The sequence below is a fragment of the Cupriavidus sp. 94F1 genome, assembly GCF_057798875.1.
The window spans coordinates 142,627-163,445 of record NZ_JBYOJT010000004.1; the positions used below are offsets into that span (position 1 = coordinate 142,627).

Genomic DNA, 20,819 nt, shown 5'->3' on the forward strand with positions numbered 1-20,819 from the left:
GCCGCGCCGCGCCGTCCGAAAGCGCGCCATGGTACACAGACATGGCGCAAGTCAATACAACGCAATGCAATGCAAAGGGGGAATGTCGGGGGCGACGCGAAAGCGCCATTTACCGGCTGAAACCGGTGCCCGATGCAAAAACGCCGCGCTTCCCGACTGGCGGGGCGCGCGGCGTTGCGCGATCGAGCGGGCCACGCGGGCCCGGCAGATCAGTCGTCGAGCAGCGACAGGTCGCGCACGGCGCCCTTGTCGGCCGACATCACCAGCTTGGCATAGGCCTTGAGCGCGGCCGACACCTTGCGCGGACGCGCCTTGGCCGGCTTCCAGCCACGGGCGTCCTGCTCGGCACGGCGGGTGGCCAGTTCCTCGTCCGACACCAGCACGTTGATCGTGCGGTTGGGAATGTCGATGCGGATCTTGTCGCCATCGCGTACCAGGCCGATGGCGCCCCCGGCCGCCGCCTCGGGCGAGCAGTGGCCGATCGACAGGCCCGACGTGCCGCCGGAGAAGCGGCCGTCCGTCAGCAGCGCGCACGCCTTGCCCAGTCCCTTGGACTTGATGTAGCTGGTCGGGTACAGCATTTCCTGCATGCCCGGGCCGCCCTTCGGGCCTTCGTAGCGCACGATCACCACGTCGCCGGCCTTGACCTTGTCGTTCAGGATGTTCTCGACCGCCTCGTCCTGCGATTCGGTCACGTGGGCCGTGCCCTCGAACACCAGGATGCTCTCGTCCACGCCGGCGGTCTTCACCACGCAGCCGTCCAGCGCGATATTGCCGGTCAGCACGGCCAGGCCGCCTTCCTTCGAGAACGCGTGCTCGTACGAGCGGATGCAGCCCTCGGCGCGGTCCAGGTCCAGGCTCGGCCAGCGCGTGTTCTGGCTGAACGCCACCTGCGTGGGGATGCCGGCCGGGCCAGCCATGTAGAACGTGCGCACGGCTTCGTCCTGCGTGCGGACGATGTCCCACTGGTCCAGCGCGTCCTTGAGCGTGGGCGTATGCACGGTCGGCACGTCGGTGTGCAGCTTGCCGGCGCGGTCCAGCTCGCCCAGGATGGCCATGATGCCGCCGGCGCGATGCACGTCCTCGATGTGGTACTTGTTGGTGTTCGGCGCCACCTTGCAGAGCTGCGGCACCGAGCGCGACATGCGGTCGATGTCGGCCATCGTGAAGTCGATCTCGGCTTCACGGGCAATCGCCAGCAGGTGCAGGATGGTGTTGGTGGACCCGCCCATGGCGATGTCCAGCGTCATGGCGTTCTCGAACGCCTTGAAACCCACCGAACGCGGCAGCACGCGCTCGTCGTTCTGCTCGTAGTACATGCGGGCCAGATCGACGATGCGCTGGCCGGCGCGCTTGAACAGCTGTTCGCGGTCGGCGTGCGTGGCCACCACGGTGCCGTTGCCGGGCAGCGACAGGCCCAGCGCCTCGGTCAGGCAGTTCATCGAGTTGGCCGTGAACATGCCCGAGCACGAGCCACACGTGGGGCAGGCCGAACGCTCGACCTGCGCCACATCCTCGTCCGAATACGACGGATCGGCGGCCATCACCATGGCGTCCACCAGGTCGAGCTTCTTCAGTTCGATGGTCTTGGTCACCGGGTTGGCCAGGCGCGTCTTGCCGGCTTCCATCGGGCCGCCCGACACGAAGATCACGGGGATGTTCAGGCGCATGGCGGCCATCAGCATGCCCGGGGTGATCTTGTCGCAGTTCGAGATGCACACCATGGCGTCGGCGCAGTGGGCATTGACCATGTATTCCACCGAATCCGCGATGATGTCGCGGCTGGGCAGCGAATACAGCATGCCGTCGTGGCCCATGGCGATGCCGTCGTCCACGGCGATGGTGTTGAATTCCTTCGCCACGCCGCCGGCGGCTTCGATCTCGCGCGCGACGAGCTGGCCCAGATCCTTCAGGTGGACGTGGCCCGGCACGAACTGGGTGAACGAATTGACCACCGCGATGATCGGCTTCTGGAAGTCTTCGTCTTTCATGCCGGTGGCGCGCCACAGCGAGCGCGCACCTGCCATGTTGCGGCCGGCGGTGGAAGTCTTGGAACGGTATGTGGGCATTGTGGGTGCTTGGAAATAACGCAAACGCAGCGGCCCACAGCGGATCGACAGGGCCAGGACAAACCCGTGCGGGCGGCCTTGTGAGCCGGGCGCCGGGCAAAGCTGGGGATTATCCCACAGCCCTTGCCCGGGTTGGGTGCCGGTCTGAGGCTACAGCGGCGGGAGTCTTCGCTTGACCGGCTGCGACTTGACGATGGACGAACTGGTCTCGGCCATCTCGGTGATCTGCTCCAGGATATGGTCCAGGTGCTCGATAGATCGCAAATACAGCCGACCGATGAAACAGTCGTCGCCGGTCACCTTGTCGCATTCGGCGAATTCGGGGATGGCCTCGATCAGCTTCTGCACCGCCTGCAGCTTGCCGGGCAGCGGCCTGATGCGGACGATGGCCTGCATCGGAAAGCCGAGCGTGCGCGGTTCCACATCGACCGTGAAGCCGCGGATCACGCCACGGTCCTCCAGCCGGCGCAGCCGTTCCGACGCGCCGGGGGACGACAGGCCCACCTGCTCGGCCAGGGCTTTTACCGGCATGCGGGCGTCCTGCTGCAGCAGGACCAGGATGCGACGGTCGATATCGTCAAGCGACATAAGGTATTTTCCTGAAAACGCCTTACAAAATACAAAAGAAAGCGAGATATGCCTGCATTTTCGACTGTGGATTGTAGGCCACAGGCCTTAAACTGCAACCCTCATTTTGCAACGATGCACGCACAGGGACAGGAGATAGCCGTGGACGACAGAACGCGGGGCATGCTGGAAATGGTGGCGGCGATGGTGATCTCGGGCACCATCGGCTGGCTGGTGGTGGTATCGGGGCGGCCGGTCACCCAGGTGGTGTTCTGGCGGTGCGCCTTCGGCGCGGTGGTGCTGGTGCCGGTCTGCCTGGCGCGTGGTTACCTGCGGCCGGGCGGCATCTCGCTGCGCCAGGCGCTGCTGGCGGTGGCCGGCGGGGTGGCCATCGTCGCCAACTGGCTGCTTCTTTTTTCAGCCTACGAAGGCGCATCGATCTCGATTGCCACGGCGGTGTACAACACCCAGCCGTTCATGCTGGTGGCGCTGGGCGCGCTGTTCCTGGGCGAGCGCCTGACCGTGGCCAAGGTGGCGTGGCTGCTGCTGGCGTTCGGCGGCATGCTGCTGATCGTGCAGGGCAAGCCCGGCGCTGGCGCGGCGCACGGCAACTACCTGCTGGGCATCGGGCTGGCACTGGGCGCGGCCTTCTTCTACGCGCTGGCGGCGCTGATCGCCAAGCAGCTCAAGGGCGTGCCGCCGCACCTGATCGCGCTGATCCACGTGCTGGTGGGCACCGTCATGCTGCTGCCGATGGCGCTGCGCGCCGACCTGCCGACCGGCGCCCTGCCCTGGGCCACGCTGGCGACCATGGGCTTTGTCCATACCGGGCTGATGTACATCCTGCTGTATGGCGCGATCCAGAAGCTGCCCACGCACCTGACAGGCGCCCTGTCGTTCATTTATCCTATCGTGGCCATTCTGGTGGACCGGCTGGCCTTCGGACATCATCTGCTCCTGTCGCAAATCGGCGGCGCGGCGTTGATCCTGCTGGCCGCCGCGGGCATGACGCTGGGATGGCCCTGGCGCGGAATGCTGCCGTGGGGGGCGCGCAAGCCCTCTGCCTGACGGCGGCCCGCGCCCCGACTTCAAATCTGACAGGGAGGCGCGCAGATGCAGCAGACGCACGGGATGTCGCGGGATCGGCTGGACCGGATCGGACGCTTTATCGACGAGACCTACGTCGCCACCGGCAAGCTGTCGGGCGCGCTGGTGCAGGTCTGGCGGCGCGGCGAACTGGCCTTGAATGCTGTGCTGGGCCAGGCCGACCGCGAGCGGCAGGTGCCGCTGGCCGAAGACGCCATTTTCCGCATCTATTCGATGACCAAGCCGATCACGTCGGTGGCCATCATGATGCTGGTGGAGGAATGCAGGATCGCCCTCGACGACCCGGTCAGCAAGTACATCCCGGCCTGGGAAAAACTGGGCGTGTTCGCGGGTGGCTTCATGGAGAGCTTCCAGACCCGCCCGCCCGCACGGCCGATGCTGGTGGTGGACCTGCTGCGCCATACCGCCGGCCTGACCTACGGCTTCCAGCAGAACAGCAACGTCGACGCGGCCTACCGCAAGCTGAAGATCGGCGAACTGGCCACCGACGGCACGCTCGACGACATGATCGAGAAGCTGGCCACACTGCCGCTGGAATTCTCGCCCGGCGAGGCCTGGAACTACTCGGTGGCCACCGACGTGCTGGGCTACCTGGTCGGCAAGATCAGCGGCATGCCGTTCGACACCTTCCTGAGAAAGCGGATTTTCGATCCGCTGGGCATGGTCGATACCGGCTTCCACGTGCCCGCGCACAAGGCCGCCCGGTTCTGCGCGTGCTACGCGGTCGGTGCGCTCGGTTCCAAGGTGATCTCGCCGCGCGGCCCGATGCTGCAGGACGATCCGCAGACCAGCCCCTACCTGCAGCCGCCCGGGTTCCTGTCGGGCGGCGGCGGCCTGGTATCGACGGCCGCCGACTACATGCGCTTTGCCCGCATGCTGCTGAACGGCGGCGAACTCGACGGCGTACGCCTGCTCGGTCCCAAGACGCTGGCGCTGATGACGGCCAACCACCTGCCCGGCGGGGTGGACCTGCCGCGCCTGTCGCGCTCGATGTTCAGTGAAGCCACCTACGAAGGCGTGGGCTTCGGCCTGGGCTTCGCCACCACCATCGCGCCGGCCAGCACGCTGATTCCGGGCAGCGCCGGCGACATGTTCTGGGGCGGCGCCGCCAGCACGTTCTTCTGGGTCGATCCCAAAGAAGACCTGATCGGCCTGTTCCTGACCCAACTGCTGCCGTCGTCGGCCTACCCGGTGCGCCGCCAGTTGCGCACGCTGGTCTACAGCGCGATCACGGAATCGGGGCCCGCACCGCGCTAGCCCGGCGGCCCGCGCTAGAGCCAGAGCGGCCCGGCGCGGGCGCGAGTAAAATGCGGCCACGTGAAACCCGCTACGGACCCGACCGAAACATGAAGCTCCGCACGACGATCGTCACGATGTCGCTGGCCGCCATGGGCGCCCTGAGCCCCCTGGCGCACGCCAGTGTGTCTTCCGATGCACACGCCTTCAAGGAAGGCGTCAAGGAAGCCGGCAAGAAAACCGGCCACGCGGTGGCCGATGTGGCCCGCACGATTGGCCACGGCGCCAAGGAAGCCGGCATCACCATCGGCCATGGCGCACGGGACGCCGGCCACGCGGTGGCCGACACCACGAAACGCGGCTATCAGGCGACCAAGCAGGCCATCAAGGGCGACGGGAAGAGCGAAGGCCGAGGCGAGGATTAATCCCGGATTGCGCGGACGATCAGGCCCGATGTCGCGCCGCCCCGCCGCACATGCGTACAATGCGCGGCTTAACCAATTGGAAAGCTGTCCGTGAAGAAAACCGACCTGGAAAAAAACAAGGGCCTGAAGATCAACAACAATCTGAAGCAGGCCGGCGCCAACCGGGCAGGTGGGCTCCCGAAGTCGCAGCGCCAGCAGGGCACCGGCAAGAATGGCCTGCTCGGCAAGCTGCTCGGCAAGGCCGTGCCGCAGGAAAAAACCGAGGACTGAATCAAATCGCCGGGGCCGCCGGCATCGCGCGCGCCACCGGGCAGGTCGGGTCGATGGCCCGGCACAGCGCATAGAGATCGCGCACGATCACATGCGGCGCCGGGCTGCTGCGGGCCCAGCGCGCCGCAGCGGCATCGTCCGAGCGCACCACCCACGCGGCCTGAAAGCCAGCCGCGATCGCACCCACCACATCCAGATCCGCATCGTCGCCGACGTGCAGCATCCGTTCGGGCCGGCACCCGGCCAGTTCGGCCGCCGCATGGAAGATCGCGGCATCGGGCTTGGCGCACCCCGCGGTCTCCGGATTCAACGCCGCATGGAAGAAGTGATGGCCGCCCGTCACCTGCAGGCTGGCGTTGCCGTTGGACACGGCCACCAGCGGAAAGCGGGCGCTCAGCCATTCCAGCGCCGGGAATGCATCGTCGAAGAAATCCACGCGCTGGCGCGCGGCAAAGAATACGTCATAGGCCGCCTCGGCCAGTTGCGGGTCTTCGTCCGACAGTTGCAGGAGCATGCGGATCGATCCCAGCCGCAGTTCGCGCAGGCTGTGCGATAGGTCGGGGCGCTCGGCCTGGAACCGCGCGCGTAGCTCCCCCAGCACTTGCGGCGACGTCAGCAGGCCCGATGTGCGCGGCGCCTGCGCCAGCAGCCAGTCGTGCAGGGTCTGCTCGGCCCGGATGACGGCGGGCGTGAAGGGCCACAGGGTATCGTCGAGATCGAGCGAAATGGCCGCGAGGTTGGCCAGTGGTTGTTGCATGGGGACAGGGGCACGGAATGGGGAATCGGTCCGAATTGTGCCAGGGTTCGCCGCGCCCCGTACGGCAATCGCCCGCATTCGGTACGCTGGCCGCCTTACAGTTCCGATATCCCGAAACGCCGCAGCGCCTCCAGGTCCGTGACCCGGATGGTCTGGTACGACAACCCGACCATGCCTTCGGCCTCCAGCCGCCGCAGCGCCTGGTTCACGCGCTGGCGCGACAGCCCGGTGAGCAGGCCGATTTCCTCCTGCGACAACTCCAGCACCGCCGTCGTCTTCGGATAGAGCGCCCGGTGGAACAGCTGGGCGATGGCCTGCGCCACGCGGGCATCGGCGCCCAGCAGGCGGTCGTTCTGCACCATGGCGATGAACTGGCCCATGCGCTCGTTGAGCTGGCGCACCACGTAGCCCGCAAAGGGCAGGCTGTCCGCCAGCAGCGTGTTGAAGACCGTTTCCGCCACCAGCAGCACGCGCGATTCGCGAATGGCGATCACATCGTAGCGCCGGTCTTCGCGCTTGATGACGCTGCCCTCCCCGCACCAGCCACCGGCCGGCACGCCACAGAAGGTGCAGCCGCGCCCGTCCGGCGTGTAGACCGCCAGCTTGATCAGGCCAGCATCCACGCCGATCCAGTGGCGGGAATATTCGCCCCGCCGCGCGATATAGCTGTCGGGCGCGAACGTCCGCACCCCGGTGCCCGACGCCGCCAGCGCCTGGTGTTCCGGCGCCAGCGCGCGATACCAGTCGTGTTGTTCAAGCAATTCGTGGACGTTCATGAGCCTGCGGCAACGGTTACGCAATGAAATCTGACGCGAAACTTACGCCAACGGGGCACAAGATGCATCAATGTCGCGGTTGGGGCAGATCTGTCGCCTGCATGACAGAGTCGGCCCGCGCGAGAATGATAGCGTGGCCCCCGAGCACACAACACGAATCCAACAGGATCCAGACAGGAGACACGCATCATGCCGACCGACTTCGATACCGGGCTGGCCCGCAACGCCGCCAATTTCGTGCCGCTGACCCCGCTCGACTTCATCGCCCGCGCGGCCGAAGTCTACGGCCAGCGGCTGGCCATCGTGCATGGTCCGCTACGGCAGAACTGGCGCGATACCTATACACGCTGCCGCCGGCTGGCCAGTGCTCTTGCGCGCGCCGGCGTCGGCAAGGGTGACACGGTCGCCGCGTTGCTGCCCAACACGCCGGCCATGATCGAGGCGCATTTCGGCGTGCCGATGTCCGGCGCCGTGCTCAACGCGCTGAACATCCGCCTCGATGCCGCCAACCTGGTCTTCATGCTGCGCCACGGCGAGGCGCGCGTGCTGCTGGCTGATACCGAGTTCGCCGATGTGGCGCGCCAGCTTGCGCGCGAGGTGCAGGGGCTCAAGGTCATCGCGGTCCATGATGTGCTCGGCCCCGAGCCCGACGCGCCGTTTGGCGACACCGACTACGAGAGCTTCCTGGCCGGCGGCGACCCCGACTACGACTGGCAGATGCCGGCTGACGAATGGGATGCCATCGCGCTCAACTACACGTCCGGCACGACGGGCGACCCCAAGGGCGTGGTCTACCACCACCGTGGCGCGGCCATGAACGCGGTGTCCAACATCCTGGAATGGGACATGGCCAAGCATCCGGTCTACTTGTGGACGCTGCCGCTGTTCCACTGCAATGGCTGGTGCTTTGCGTGGACCGTGGCCGCCCGCGCCGGCGTCAACGTCTGCCTGCGCAAGTTCGATCCGAAGCTGGTGTTCGATCTGATGCGCGACGAGGGCGTGACCCACTACTGCGCGGCGCCCATCGTCCATACCGCGCTGGTCAGTGCACCGGCCACGTGGCGCGAAGGCCTGCGCGGGCCGGTGCGCGGCATGGTGGCGGGCGCACCGCCGCCGGCTGCGGTGCTGGCGCAGATGGAACAGATGGGCTTCGAACTGTCGCACGTCTATGGCCTGACCGAGGTGTACGGCCCGGCCGCGGCCTGTGCGGAGCAGGACGACTGGCGCCACGTGTCGATGGAAGAACGGGCCGTCCTGAAGGCTCGCCAGGGCGTGCGCTACCACCTGCAGGCAGGCGTGGCCGTACTGGACCCAGACACCATGCAGCCGGTGCCGCGCGACGGCGAAACCATCGGCGAGATCATGTTCCGCGGCAATATCTGCATGAAGGGCTACCTGAAAAACGACCGCGCCACGCGCGAGGCGTTTGCCGGCGGCTGGTTCCATACGGGCGACCTGGGCGTGTGCATGCCCGACGGCTATATCAAGATCAAGGACCGCAGCAAGGACATCATCATCTCGGGCGGCGAGAACATCTCCAGCGTCGAGGTCGAGGACGCGATCTACCGCCACCCGGCCGTCATGGCCGCCGCCGTGGTGGCCCAGCCCGACGCCAGGTGGGGCGAAACCCCGTGCGCGTTCGTCGAACTCAAGGACGGCGCGAGCGCCACCGCCGAGGAAATCATCGCCCACTGCCGCACGCTGCTGGCCGGCTTCAAGGTGCCCAAGGCCGTGTACTTCGGCCCGCTGCCCAAGACATCGACGGGCAAGATCCAGAAGTTCGAACTCCGGCGCCAGCTGCAGTCTGCCGCCGCGATCGACGTCTGACGCCCCCCCGCCGTGCAACACCGCCGCGCCGCCGCGCTTCAGGGCTTGGGCGCCGGGGCGTCCGCCTTGCGCCCTGCCATGTGGTGCAGGTAGGCCAGCAGATCCTTGAGCTCGGCGTCGGACAGCGTTTTCTGGTCGATCGACGACATCTTCGAGCCCGGCCACCAGCGCAGCGCCTGCGGGTCGCGGATCAGCTTCGACAGCTTGTCGTCGCCCAGGTATTCCACCGGGTTGTAGGGCACGTTCAGGTCCGGCCCCAGGTTGGCGTCGCCGGCGCGGTTCATCGAATGGCACGAGAAGCAGACGCGCTGGAACGCCGCAAAGCCGCGCATGACCGGGCCGTCGGCGGGCTCGCCTTCGGCCGGGCGGATCGCCGCAAAACGCTCGGCGGCGGCGCCGCCCAGATCAATGCGTGCAATCGCCCAGGTCCACAGGCTTTCGGTGATCCGCACCGGCGCCTCGGGCTGCCTGGCCGACTTCGGCACGGTCCAGATCAGCCGGAACGGGCCGATGTCCTGCCCTTTCAGCTTCGGCCACGGCTTTGCCGGGTTTTCCACCGCCAGCCACGCACGCGGGCCGTCGGGGCGGTCGGCCAGCAGCAGGCCCAGCGGCAAATGCGAGACATAGCCATCGGTGGCGGCCGTGGTGGCGCTGCCGTCCGGCGTTGCCGGCAGGCCTGCCAGCAGCGCCGCCATCGGGATGGCCTTGAACGTCATGCGGCGCTTGTAGTTGTCGTCATCGACGGTGACGCTGGCCAGGCGCCGGTCTTTCAGCAGCGCATCGCGGGTCAGGATCTTCTGCTGGTCGCCAGCGGTGATGGTCAGCTTGGCGGCGTCCTCGGCGTGCGCGGGGGCGGCGCCGATCAGGGCCAGCGTGCAGCCGATGGCTGCGGCGGCGCGGGTGAGCCAGGGGGTCATGTTCTCTCCTCGTGCGGGCGCTGGGGTGTTATCGAGGCGGGCGCCCTGGCCGTAACCCTAAACGATGCCCATGACAGGCTGCAATCTTCCCTGTCCCCCAACACACCTGTCCGCCCGCATGACGCATGCTTCGGGGGATGCTGGCTGGCGGTCGGCATGTGGCGCGCCGCCCCCCAGCAAAGGTTTTGCAAAAGAAATGCTTGCGCTTTGCCAAAGTCGTCTATAGAATTCGCGCCTTCGCTAGGCTCGTAGCTCAGCTGGTTAGAGCACCACCTTGACATGGTGGGGGTCGTTGGTTCGAGTCCAATCGAGCCTACCAACGCACAAACAGGAACGGACGGTCGCCCCTCGGCACCGTCCGTTTTTGCATTCCAGACCGAACGGAACCCTTTCATGATCCAGCCAAGCCCGGTATTCAAGGACAACCTCGCCCAATTGCCCGCCATCGACGGCATCGCCCGCATCGACCTGGTCGACACCGGGGGCACCGTGGTGGCCAGCATCGAGAACGTACCGGGCAAGCAAGGCTCGCTGGCCGTGTACCACTACCTCCAGCAGGTCTTCGGCAAGCTCGATGCCCAGGCCGCCGAGCATGGCCTGGCCGTCTTTGCCGAACACACCGCCGATGCGCGCAACCGGCCGGGCGCACACCCGAACGTGGACCGCCTGCTGGCCGTCGCCAGCGGCGGCGAAGCCCTGCGGATCGAAGTCGTCGCCCGCGCCTAAAGCGGCCTGCCGTCCGCCGCGCGACGCAGAAAAAGACGAACGGCCCCTTGCGAGGGGCCGTTCTACTACTACGGAGTGGCGAGATCCTAGTGCGCGGTCGCTTCGCCCGCGCCGATGCCCGTCTCGGAGCGCAGTTCCTGCGCCTCGAAACCAGCCTTGTCCAGCAGGGCGCGCCGTGACTTGTCGGTCACCGAGAACAGCCAGATGCCGACGAAACCGATCGTCATCGAGAACAGCGCCGGCGACGTGTAGGGGAACGGCGCGTTCTTGAAGTGGAACACATCGACCCAGACCGCCTGGGACAGCACGGTCAGCACCACCGCCGACACCAGCCCCAGGAAGCCGCCAACCATCGCGCCCCGCGTGGTGCAACCCTTCCACAGCACCGACAGGAACAGCACCGGGAAGTTGGCCGATGCCGCCACCGCGAACGCCAGCGACACCATGAACGCGATGTTCTGCTTCTCGAACACGATGCCCAGCACCACGGCGATGAAGCCCAGCACGATGGTCGTGAGCTTCGACACACGCAGTTCCTCGGCACTGGTGGCCTTGCCGTGCCTGAACACCGTCTGGTACAGGTCGTGCGACACCGCCGACGCACCGGCCAGTGTCAGGCCCGCCACCACGGCCAGGATCGTCGCGAAGGCTACCGCCGAGATAAAGCCCAGGAACACATTGCCGCCCACTGCGCTGGCCAGGTGAACGGCAGCCATGTTCACGCCACCCAGCAGCTTGCCGCTACCGTCCTGGAAGCTGGCGTTGGTGCCGACCAGCACGATCGCGCCAAAGCCGATAATGAACGTCAGGATGTAGAAGTAGCCGATCCAGGTGGTGGCCCAGAACACCGACTTGCGGGCTTCCTTGGCGTTCGGCACGGTGAAGAAGCGCATCAGGATGTGCGGCAGCCCGGCGGTACCGAACATCAGCGCGATGCCGAACGAGATGGCCGAGATCGGGTCCTTGATGAAGTTGCCGGGGCTCATGATCGAGTCCTTCTTCGCATGCACTTCCACGGCCTTGGCGAACAGCTGCTCCGGGCTGAAGTGATACTGCGCCAGCACCATGAAGGCCATGAACGACGCACCGCCCAGCAGCAGGCAGGCCTTGATGATCTGCACCCACGTGGTGGCGGTCATGCCGCCGAACAGCACGTAGATCATCATCAGCGCGCCCACGATGACCACGGCCACCCAGTATTCCAGACCGAACAGCAGCTTGATCAGTTGCCCCGCGCCCACCATCTGCGCGATCAGGTAGAACGCCACCACCACCAGCGTGCCCGACGCCGCGAAGGCACGGATGGGCGCCTGCTTGAAGCGGTACGCCGCCACATCGGCAAAGGTGAAGCGGCCGAGATTGCGCAGCCGTTCGGCCAGCAGGAATGTGATGATCGGCCAGCCGACCAGGAAGCCGATCGAATAGATCAGCCCGTCGTAGCCATTGGTGTACACCGCTGCGGAAATGCCCAGGAACGACGCGGCCGACATGAAGTCGCCGGCAATCGCCAGGCCATTCTGGAAGCCCGTGATGCCGCCGCCCGTGTAGAACGTGGCGGCGGACTTGGTTTTCTTGGCCGCCCACTTGGTAATGAACAGCGTGCCGATGACAAACACCACGAACATGCCGATGGCCGTCCAGTTGGTGGCCTGCTTCACGGCCTGGCCCAGATCGCCACCGGCGGCGAAGGCGTTGGCGGACAGCAGCAGTGCCGCGCCGAGCGCGGCGGCGCCAAATGCGTGACGGGTCATCATGCCACCTCCTGCTTGATGCGATCGGTCAGGTCGTCATAGACGCGGTTGGCATGGCGCACGTACAGGCCGGTAATCACGACGGTAAAGAGAATCACGAACAGCCCGATCGGCATGCCCCAGGTCATGACGCCCTGTCCCACGCGCGTTGCCAACAGCTCCTTGTCGAAGGCAATCAGCAGCACGTAGCCGTAGTACACCACCAGCATCACGGCCGTCAGCAGCCAGCCAAGCCGGCCGCGCCGACGCACCAGTTCCTGATACTGCCGGCTGGCCTTCAGTTTCTCGATCACATCCTCTTGCATGCTTGTCTCCTGCGCATCGCTGCTGCACGTGCTTGCCACATAGTTTTGCGTTTGCCGTGCGGGTTTCCTCCGCATGGCGTGGTGACAAGGTAATGCGCGCCCCTTACCCGGTTCTTACACGGTGCGCCTGGCGATGCGGGGGTAAACGCCTAGCCTGTGCGTAAGTCCGTCGAGGTCCAGGGAGGTCGCGTCATCCGGATGGCCGCAGGGAATCTGCGCCGGGGGGCGCCGCGCGCGTCGACCCGTTCGCGGGTGCGACGCGCGCGGCGTGGCAAGCGCCGTTCAGCGCATCTTGCCGAGGATCGCCTTCATCTCGTCTTCGGTGAAGGCGCGCAGTGTCTGCGTGTGAACATTCCCCTGCGAGCCGATCGACAGACCAAAGGCCGTCACGGAGGCGTCGTCCTGCGCTTCCAGCGTCAGGATCACGTCATATTTTCCGAGCGTCCAGAACACGTCGGTCACCTTCACGCCGAACTGCGGCGCCATTTCGCGCACGGCCGCGGCGCGTTTGGTGGTGTCCTTGACAGTGCGTATGCCCTGGTCTGTAAAGCTTGCGAGCACGATGTATCGGGTCATGGCAAATCTCCGACAGGATGGGACAGCGTCGTCAGCGCGCTGACAACGGCTCATGGCTTCGGAGCGTGACCCGACAGGTGCGCGCAACGCACCGTCCTGGCAAAACCGGATCGTGGACGCGTACACCTTGCAGGCGACACGCCGGGGAGTGTGAGCAACTTCGCATCGATGCAAGGAGCGAGCCACTGGCCGCACCATGCAGGCTGGCGGGCAGCGGCCATCCATTACGCGGATGATTCGCGCCCAGGCCGTTGCAAGCCTGAAACAGTCAGCGTGACGGCGTGCGCACCGGACCCGGACACGCCTTGAGCCCTAGCCATATCACGCCAATCACGATATTGACCGGGACGCTGAGCGCGCCCGGCACATAGAAGCACGCCGACAGCACCGGCGCGCGCATCAGCACCTCTACGGCACCGCCCAGCCCGTACAGCAGCACGCCACACCACAGCCACCGCCGCATATAGGTCAGCAGCCAGTGCGCGCGGGCCTGGTTGAAGCGCCAGGCCGCCGTGCGCGCGATCAGGTCCCCCCGGCTGGCGTCCGCGAACATCCAGTCGAAAAAGAAGTACCGATACAGCAGGGTGCGAAAGGCAAGCTCTTGCATGATGAGGGTGGGCCAACTCTGGCCGTATCGCGCAAAGACCGTGCCCACGCCGCTTCCGGCGCCGGGACTTTCACTACTTTAGGCGCTTCAGGCGCACCAGGCGGATTTTTCACGCCCGCCCTCGCATCGGACAGACACCTGCACCGGGGCGATGCACCGCGCATCGATGCCGGTCGCCGTGCCGCCATGCGTCGCGTGCATCACTGCGCGCCGTAGTGCTCCGCCATGAAATCGATGAAGGCGCGCGCACGGGGCGTCAGGTGCCGGGTCTGCGGATAGAGCGCGTAGTAGTGGCTGGCCCCCGCGTGGTACTGCGGCAGCACACGCACCAGACCGCCACGCGCCAGTTCGCTGCGCGCCGTGCGCTCGGTGAAGGCCGCGATGCCGGCGCCGGCCAGCGCCGCCGCATACAGCGCGGTGATCGCATCTGCAGCCAGCGCGCCGCGCACGGCCACCCGTTCGGTCTGGCCTTTGGCATCGGTCAGTTGCCAGGTGTCGGGCGCTGCGGCGAATGCCAGCAACCGGTGGCGGGCCAGATCGCTGGCGTTCACCGGCAGGCCCGCTGTGGCCAGGTAGGCCGGTGACGCCACCAGGACCGTATCGGACCTGGCCAGACGCCTGGCCATCAGACTGCTGTCGGCGAGCGGTGCGCTGCAGATGCGCAGCGCCATGTCGAAACGCTCGGCCACCAGGTCGACAAACTGGTCACTGCACGACAGTTCCAGCCGGATCTCCGGATAGCGCGCACGAAACGCAGGCAGCCAGTCCTGCAGTTCGAGCGTGCCGATGGCCAGCGGCACCGTCACGCGCAGCGGCCCGCACAGTTGCGCGCCTTCACCCGTCATCGCCATGTTCATGGCGTCGATGCGCGTGAGGATATCGGCGCAGTGGCGGTGGTAGCGTTCGCCGGCGTCCGTCAACGCGAAGCGCCGCGTGTTGCGGTTCAGCAGCTGCACGCCCATGCTGGCTTCCAGTTGCTTGAGCTGCCGGGACACGGTGGAGTGGGACAGGTCGAGCCGCTCCGCCGCCGCCGAGAATCCCCTGGCCTCGACGATGGCGCGAAAGACACGCATGGCAAGCAGCTGGTCCATGAAAATGCCGTCCCCCAAAAGCAGAAACGCCCCACGGGGCGTTCCAGGATAGTGTCAGCGCAGCGGCAGATGCGTGATGGCTGCAGTGGTCATTACATCGCCGAAGGTGTCTTCGATCTCCGCAAGCGCGGCATCATGCAGCGCATCCTTGCCGATCGTACGGCCATCGGCGCGCGTGATGGCGCGCGTGGCCGAGGCGTCGGATGCTACCACAACGTGAAACCCGAGCGGCACCGCGTCGCGCGCAGCGCCTGCCACGCAGGCATGGGTCATCAGGCCCGCCAGCACGATGGTTTTGATGCCCATTGCCTTGAGGCGGCGCTCCAGGTCCGTGCTGGCAAACACGCTCACGGTTTCCTTGCGCAGCACGACGTCCTGCTGGCGCGGCGCCATGCCGGGCTGGAAGTCCACCGTCTGGCCATCCTCGGCAAAGACGGCGGCGCCGGCCGGCGCGATGTGCTGGATCTGGAAGACGGGAATACGGTGGCGATCGGCAAACGCAAGCAGGCGCTGCGCGTTTTCCATCGCGCGCTGGCCATCGGGAATCGGCATCCGGCCGGAGAAGTACTCCTTCTGGAAGTCGATGACGACCAGCGCCGTGCTGCGCGGATCGAGATGCTCGACAGGCTTGGCACCCAGCATCGCACGGATGCCCGGGTGGGCGTTGTCGGGCGCCGCGTGGACGGCACCGCCGGCAGATGCCGCAAGCGACAGGCTCACGGTGGCCAGGCGGAAGCAACGCAACAGGGTCAGGGTCATGACAGGCTCCTCAATGAATCGAGGCGCCAGTCTAGGTTTGCACGGGTGGCCTGTTCAACGCCATGCGCCGCACAGCATTTGTGCGGCGCATGCACAGGTGCGCGGTGCCACGCCGGTGGCACCGGCGTCGATCAGGTCAGGCGCCGTCGAGGTAGACGTTGCGTCGGCCCAGGCGACTGCCGAGGGCGTCCGGCGGCAGGCTCATGCTGGCGGGGTCGACGGCGCCCGGCGCAGGTGCCATGGTCGCGACACCCGGCGCCGGCGGCACGCCCATCTGCACGGTTTCCATCGAACCCTGGGCGTAGGGATTGGCGGCGGGCTGCTGCTGCGCGACGCCAACGGGTGCGGCCGGTGCGGCCGGCGCTGCGTAGCCCGTGGACGCGGCAGGGGCAACAGGCGCGCCCGGCGCTGCCTGGGTGGCGGGCATCGGCTGGGCCTGCTGGGCTGGGGCCAACTGCTGCGCGAGCAGTGGGTACGACGCGATCAGTGCGCCAGCCATCAACAGGGATTTCGCCAGATGTTGCTTCATTCGTGTACCTCCAGAAAAAGCCTACAGACTTGGGAACGCCCACTGTAGCGTCGAGGCACCTGACAAAGTGTTCCGTTTTGCAACTGTCATTAACGAGGCTTGCGGCCGACATTCATGCGCGGTATTTGCGCGCGCGTGCATCGGCCGCCACCTGGCGTGGGTCGCGTGCGGCGGCACGATCAGGGCGGCGTCATGACCGTCACGCGCAGGTAGGTCGCCGGAATCTCGGTGACGTCGGGCTTGCCACTCCGGTTTTGCGCGTTGAACAGCGCCTCGAGTTCGCGCTGTAGATCGTCGCGCTTGCCGTTCGCCTCTGCGGCGGCAAACGCGTTCATGGTCGGGCCGTAGAAATCACGGAACGTCGCCAGGAAGTCAGAGGGCTTGCCGGCGTACCAGAAGACATAGGTGTCGCGGTCAAAGCCGATGTTCTCCGGCGGCACGCCTGCGGCGCCGAATCGCTCGGTCACGATGATCTCGTGGCCCCACAGCATCGGGCTGATAAACCCTTCCGGCGGTGGCGGCGAATAGGCCATGCTGATCTTCAGCACCTGCGCGACCAGCGTGGGATCGTTCGGAATCCAGTTGCCCATCACGATGCGCCCGCCGGGCTTGGCCACGCGCACCATCTCGCTGGCCACCTCCGCCGGCTTGGGCGCGAACATGGCGCCGAACATGCTGACGACCAGGTCGAAGGTGTGATCCGGCAGGTCCGTCAGCGCGCAGGCATCGCCCTCCTGGAAGCGCAGGTTCCCGAGCCCCGCTTCCTGCGCGCGCCGGTTGCCGGCGGCCACCAGGTTGCTGGCGATATCGACGCCCAGGACGTCGGCCCCGCGCTTCGCTTCGGGCAGTGCGGTGGTGCCGTCCCCGCAAGCCAGGTCCAGCACCTTCATGCCGGGCGCGACGCCCAGCCGCGCCACCAGTTCGTCGCCACTCTCGCGCATGGTCGCCGCCAGCCGCGTGAAGTCGCCCTTTTCCCACAGCGCCTTGTTCGGATTCATCGGGTGCCCCCTTGTTGCCATGTCGTTGGATCGTTGCCCGTGCCGATACCGTCGGCACACGGCACCCGCGTTGCGGGTTCTGGTTTTGTAGTGCATGGGACAGTGGCGGGCAATGGGACCGAAGCCCCGCGCGACGGACAAGACACCCGGGGGACCGGGCGGTCACCGCACAGCCAGATGCGCGCGGGCGTACACGTCGCTCAGTGCGGCGCGACTGGCGCGGTAGGTCTGCAACACCCAGTCCGCGTACAACGCGGCCACCAGGCTGCTCCGCTGCGGCCAGCGCACCACATCGGCGGCCAGCGCGCCGGCACGGGCACCCGATTCCAGCGCAAAGCGCAGGCCGTCGCCGGTAGCCGGATCGAGATAGCCGGCGGCATCGCCGCAAACGAAGTACCCCGCGCCTGCGGCCTGCCGCAGATGCCGCCAACGGCGGCACTCGCGCCAGATCCGGCCAACGGGCCGCATGCCGGGAGGCCATGCCACGCTGGCGTCGCGCGTGCCGCACAGCGCCGTCCAGATGCAGCCCTGCGGGGTGGCGTGCCGCCACAGCCATCCGCCGGGGCCAATCACGAATTGCGTACCCGGTGCGCTGGCCTGCTCCGCAACCAGCACACCAAAGCCGCGCTGCAGCCACCAGGCCCGCGAGTCGATGCCTTCCGGCAGGCCCAGGCAGCGGCGCAGCCAGCCGTTCACGCCGGACGCGTCGATCACGACGTATGCGCCGGCAGCAAGGCCTCGGCCGGACATGCCTTCCACACCCCTCACGCGATGGCCGGCCACAACCGGCCGCAACATGGCCGCGGGCATGACCTGGTAGTCAGTTCCGGCACGCACCGCCGCCTCGCGCAGACCGCGATCGAGCTGCGCACGATCGACGGCACGGCCTCGCTGTGCAGGAACGGTAGTTTCGTGCCCTGCATGGTCGAGCCAGATGTCGGACCGGGCAGCCAATGCAGGTGAGATCGCATCCAGGAGCCGCAACGCCCCTTCGGACGCGCATTCCGGCACCGCCCGCGTACGGCCGGCGCCCACCATCGTCGCCGGGTAGCCGGCTCGGGCCGCCGCAATGGCCGCCGCGCATCCCGCGGGACCGTCGCCGATCACCAGCACGCCACCATTGCGCATGATTGGTCAGTACAGCGCCAGTGCTTGCGGGCCCGGCGGCCGGCGCCGCACCGCGCCGATCAGGCCCGCCGGGGTGGCATCGCATTGCAGCGCCTCGGCATACGGCACGCGCAGCCGCCCGGGTTCATGCTGGCGGGGCACGGCGCTGGCATCGGCGGGAAGCACGAACACGAAGCGATAGACGATATCGGCGGCGCCATCGTGGGCAAGTGCGGGAGCGGCGTCCAGCCTGCGCGCCGACACCAGCCACAACCGCGTGTGCGACGGCACCTGCCCGTTGTCGCACGCCGCCACCGCGTGGCGCAGCGCACTGATCCGGCGAATCAGCTCGGCCGAGTCGACATGCTCGAACGCACCGAACAGCATCTGGCCACGCAACGCATTGGCCACGTAATCCGAACGATGGATGTCGGCGTAGTCCACCTCGCCCGCCGGGGTCAGGTACGGGCCGTACTCCCCGTCCCAGCCCGGCCGTGCCGCCCCGCCATGCGCCAGCGGATGCGACGGGTGATAGCCCAGTTCGTCATCGAGCATCGGCAGCGCCGTGGGGGCATCGGCGCGACGGAACGTGCGCGACGCATCCGGGCTTAGCGCCGGCCAGAAGCTGTTCGACGCCGCGCACAGCTTGATGTCCTCCGCAAACGGGCTGCCCAGCCCGAACGTGGCCAGATAGATGCCACCCCATCCGCCGGCATAGGTCACATCCCAGCCCGGCGCGAACACGCTGGACGATGCATCGGACAGGAACGACACCATGCGCGGCACATGCATGCCGTCTGCCTGCGGTGCCTGCCCGCGTGGCGCCAGGCTGAACGACACCGGCATGGTGGTCTCGCCGGGCGCAAACGCCCGCGCCCCGCTGAACGGGTCCCGGTGCATGGGATTGGCGGGCAGCCGTTCCGCACTGAGCGACAGCGGCGATCCGCTGCGAAATTGCGACTTCGGGTCGATGTTCTGCTCGCGGAACCACCGTTGCAACTCCGCCTGGTCGGCGTAGGGATAGAAATCGGGCGCGGCCACCACGGAATAGGCCGGAAACACATGGCGGCGCGGCCATTGCGCCACGCGCACGCTGACCGCCCCTTCCGCGCAGTGGTCCAGGAACAGCTGTGCGTGATAGCCGCCCTGCTTGACTTCGGCCAGGAACTGGTCGCGGTCCGACGGCTCCGCGCACATGTCGCGATAGGTGGCCCCGTCGTCTTGCCAGCGGTGTCGGATATTGATGTACTCGGGGGCGTTGCGAGGCTCCGGATAGCGCAGGAACGCCGGGGCGAAATGCGGGATATATCGCTCGCGCAACGCGTTGATGCCCTCCAGGAACAGCTTGAACAGGTCCGAGAAAATGCGCTGGGTGGTGAAGCGCCGGTTGACCACCGGCACCACGCGCCATTGCGCCGGCACGCGGAAGCCCCGAATCCTGAAATGCTCAGGCGTCAGGGGCTCGATCAACGGCAACGCCCCCGGCATCAACCACACGGAATCGCCCTTGCGCACCAGCGCGATCGGCGGTGCCGTGGAGCCCGGCTCCGGCGCGGCGCTCTGCGCGGCATCCGGGAAGCGCCACGACTGCGAATACGGCGGATCGGCCAGCACGGCTTTGGGCTCCGGCTTCACGCCCCAGCGCGCCTGCACGGCGCGGCGCAGCTTGTCGCCAACGTGATGGTGGCCAAATTCCAGCGTCAGGTCCTGCCCCGGCACGCAACCGCTGGCAAACAGCTTGCGCACGGGCACCAGGAACTCGCGCGCTGCGTCGCCCTCGCGTTCGCCTTCGACCAGGCTCAGCGCGCCGGCACCGCGCGTCCTGCGCACCAGGAATGCCGCGTAGTGGGCGGGCAGCACGCGTACGTGGTCCGGGTGCCCCGCCACGGTCGGCACGTGGCTGCGCGTGCGGGGGTCGTAGCTCGATTCGGTGTCGCCGTTGCGCGCGATGCCGAGCCGCGAGAAGACCAGGTCTGCGTGCTGCTGGTGCCCGGTGCGGCGTGCCGGCCGATATTGGCAGGCCAGCACCGCGATATCGAGCGATGCCCAGTCGCCGGGCAACGGCGCGCGCGAATAGATGTAGTTTTCCAGCAGGTCCAGGTCGGCCAGCTCGACTCCCATATCCAGCGTCGGGCACTCCGCCAGCGCCAGCATGTGATAGAGCAGGCTGCGCGCGGGGTCCCCCGGCTCCACGGCACGCTGCGTGGCACGGCTAAGTTCGGCCACGCGCGGGTCCGACCAGTCGATCCGCAGCGGACGTTCGAGGATGTCGGCGGTGTCGTCGGCCGATCGGACCATGGACAGGTCCAGGCCATGCCGCAGCAGCGCCTGTTTCCACGGCGCCGACAATCGCAGCACCCAGGCATGCATCGCTTCGACGGGCATCGCGCACCTCCCCCCGACAGCTGGCGGCGTGCCC

At 67.2% G+C, this 20,819-nt stretch carries 21 protein-coding genes and 1 tRNA gene; 7 read left to right on the forward strand and 15 right to left on the reverse strand.

Annotated features, from left to right (window positions below; genetic code table 11):
• Window positions 1-209: 209 nt before the first annotated feature.
• Complete coding sequence (ilvD, locus tag AC3FJ6_RS11540) at window positions 210-2,069, reverse strand: dihydroxy-acid dehydratase (RefSeq protein ID WP_400392783.1); 1,860 nt, start codon at window positions 2,067-2,069, stop codon at window positions 210-212.
• Window positions 2,070-2,219: 150 nt separating this feature from the next.
• The gene (locus tag AC3FJ6_RS11545; protein WP_488771979.1) at window positions 2,220-2,657 is read right to left on the reverse strand and encodes an Lrp/AsnC family transcriptional regulator; all 438 of its coding nucleotides are present in this window, start codon (window positions 2,655-2,657) and stop codon (window positions 2,220-2,222) included.
• A gap of 141 nt (window positions 2,658-2,798) precedes the next feature.
• Here AC3FJ6_RS11545 and AC3FJ6_RS11550 point away from each other — a divergent pair, with 141 nt between their 5' ends.
• The 4 genes from AC3FJ6_RS11550 to AC3FJ6_RS11565 all read left to right on the forward strand — a co-directional run bounded on the left by AC3FJ6_RS11550 (window position 2,799) and on the right by AC3FJ6_RS11565 (window position 5,674).
• On the forward strand, window positions 2,799-3,704 hold the full coding sequence (locus AC3FJ6_RS11550) for a DMT family transporter (protein ID WP_488771980.1): 906 nt from the start codon (window positions 2,799-2,801) through the stop codon (window positions 3,702-3,704).
• Between the two features lie 45 nt (window positions 3,705-3,749).
• Window positions 3,750-5,000: a serine hydrolase domain-containing protein gene (locus AC3FJ6_RS11555; protein ID WP_488771981.1), complete on the forward strand. Its 1,251-nt coding sequence runs from the start codon at window positions 3,750-3,752 to the stop codon at window positions 4,998-5,000.
• A gap of 89 nt (window positions 5,001-5,089) precedes the next feature.
• Window positions 5,090-5,404, forward strand: a complete 315-nt coding sequence (locus AC3FJ6_RS11560; RefSeq protein ID WP_488771982.1) for a hypothetical protein — start codon at window positions 5,090-5,092, stop codon at window positions 5,402-5,404.
• 90 nt (window positions 5,405-5,494) lie between these two features.
• Entirely contained in the window at window positions 5,495-5,674 is a 180-nt protein-coding gene (locus AC3FJ6_RS11565) for a hypothetical protein (protein WP_249641031.1), read from the forward strand.
• A 1-nt stretch (window position 5,675) separates the two neighbouring features.
• Here the strand turns inward: AC3FJ6_RS11565 and AC3FJ6_RS11570 are convergent, their stop codons facing one another.
• Window positions 5,676-6,431, reverse strand: coding sequence for an HAD family hydrolase (locus tag AC3FJ6_RS11570; protein ID WP_488771983.1), 756 nt, complete (start codon window positions 6,429-6,431; stop codon window positions 5,676-5,678).
• Between the two features lie 95 nt (window positions 6,432-6,526).
• Window positions 6,527-7,207, reverse strand: coding sequence for a Crp/Fnr family transcriptional regulator (locus tag AC3FJ6_RS11575; protein WP_400395990.1), 681 nt, complete (start codon window positions 7,205-7,207; stop codon window positions 6,527-6,529).
• Between the two features lie 189 nt (window positions 7,208-7,396).
• Between AC3FJ6_RS11575 and AC3FJ6_RS11580 the strand changes: the two genes are divergently transcribed.
• A complete protein-coding gene (locus AC3FJ6_RS11580; RefSeq protein WP_488771984.1) occupies window positions 7,397-9,034 on the forward strand; it encodes an acyl-CoA synthetase in 1,638 nt (545 codons plus the stop codon).
• A 38-nt stretch (window positions 9,035-9,072) separates the two neighbouring features.
• On the opposite strand, the gene AC3FJ6_RS11585 is transcribed toward AC3FJ6_RS11580, so the two are convergent.
• Window positions 9,073-9,951 (reverse strand): c-type cytochrome, encoded by an 879-nt coding sequence (locus AC3FJ6_RS11585; RefSeq protein ID WP_488771985.1) that lies wholly within the window; start codon window positions 9,949-9,951, stop codon window positions 9,073-9,075.
• Between the two features lie 242 nt (window positions 9,952-10,193).
• Here AC3FJ6_RS11585 and AC3FJ6_RS11590 point away from each other — a divergent pair.
• Together AC3FJ6_RS11590 and AC3FJ6_RS11595 are read left to right on the forward strand one after the other, a co-directional pair.
• Window positions 10,194-10,270: transfer RNA gene (locus tag AC3FJ6_RS11590), tRNA-Val, on the forward strand.
• A 74-nt stretch (window positions 10,271-10,344) separates the two neighbouring features.
• Window positions 10,345-10,677, forward strand: coding sequence for a DUF2322 family protein (locus tag AC3FJ6_RS11595; RefSeq protein ID WP_488771986.1), 333 nt, complete (start codon window positions 10,345-10,347; stop codon window positions 10,675-10,677).
• A gap of 86 nt (window positions 10,678-10,763) precedes the next feature.
• Here AC3FJ6_RS11595 and AC3FJ6_RS11600 read toward each other — a convergent pair whose 3' ends face one another.
• The 10 genes from AC3FJ6_RS11600 to AC3FJ6_RS11645 form a co-directional block, all read right to left on the reverse strand.
• Window positions 10,764-12,431, reverse strand: a complete 1,668-nt coding sequence (locus AC3FJ6_RS11600; protein ID WP_488771988.1) for a cation acetate symporter — start codon at window positions 12,429-12,431, stop codon at window positions 10,764-10,766.
• Entirely contained in the window at window positions 12,428-12,733 is a 306-nt protein-coding gene (locus AC3FJ6_RS11605) for a DUF485 domain-containing protein (protein ID WP_153945946.1), read from the reverse strand. The genes AC3FJ6_RS11600 and AC3FJ6_RS11605 overlap by 4 nt, the downstream gene beginning before the upstream one ends.
• Before the next feature lie 282 nt (window positions 12,734-13,015).
• Window positions 13,016-13,309 (reverse strand): GYD domain-containing protein, encoded by a 294-nt coding sequence (locus AC3FJ6_RS11610; protein WP_153945945.1) that lies wholly within the window; start codon window positions 13,307-13,309, stop codon window positions 13,016-13,018.
• 268 nt (window positions 13,310-13,577) lie between these two features.
• Window positions 13,578-13,916, reverse strand: a complete 339-nt coding sequence (locus tag AC3FJ6_RS11615) for a hypothetical protein (RefSeq protein WP_153945944.1) — start codon at window positions 13,914-13,916, stop codon at window positions 13,578-13,580.
• A 200-nt stretch (window positions 13,917-14,116) separates the two neighbouring features.
• A complete protein-coding gene (locus AC3FJ6_RS11620) occupies window positions 14,117-15,007 on the reverse strand; it encodes a LysR family transcriptional regulator (RefSeq protein WP_488771989.1) in 891 nt (296 codons plus the stop codon).
• Window positions 15,008-15,061: 54 nt separating this feature from the next.
• On the reverse strand, window positions 15,062-15,766 hold the full coding sequence (locus tag AC3FJ6_RS11625; RefSeq protein ID WP_488771990.1) for a cysteine hydrolase family protein: 705 nt from the start codon (window positions 15,764-15,766) through the stop codon (window positions 15,062-15,064).
• A gap of 136 nt (window positions 15,767-15,902) precedes the next feature.
• A complete protein-coding gene (locus AC3FJ6_RS11630) occupies window positions 15,903-16,295 on the reverse strand; it encodes a hypothetical protein (RefSeq protein ID WP_488771991.1) in 393 nt (130 codons plus the stop codon).
• 179 nt (window positions 16,296-16,474) lie between these two features.
• A complete protein-coding gene (locus AC3FJ6_RS11635) occupies window positions 16,475-17,293 on the reverse strand; it encodes a class I SAM-dependent methyltransferase (protein WP_488771992.1) in 819 nt (272 codons plus the stop codon).
• 162 nt (window positions 17,294-17,455) lie between these two features.
• Window positions 17,456-18,421, reverse strand: a complete 966-nt coding sequence (locus tag AC3FJ6_RS11640) for an NAD(P)/FAD-dependent oxidoreductase (protein ID WP_488771993.1) — start codon at window positions 18,419-18,421, stop codon at window positions 17,456-17,458.
• A 6-nt stretch (window positions 18,422-18,427) separates the two neighbouring features.
• Window positions 18,428-20,785 (reverse strand): hypothetical protein, encoded by a 2,358-nt coding sequence (locus AC3FJ6_RS11645; protein ID WP_488771994.1) that lies wholly within the window; start codon window positions 20,783-20,785, stop codon window positions 18,428-18,430.
• Between the last annotated feature and the right edge of the window lie 34 nt (window positions 20,786-20,819).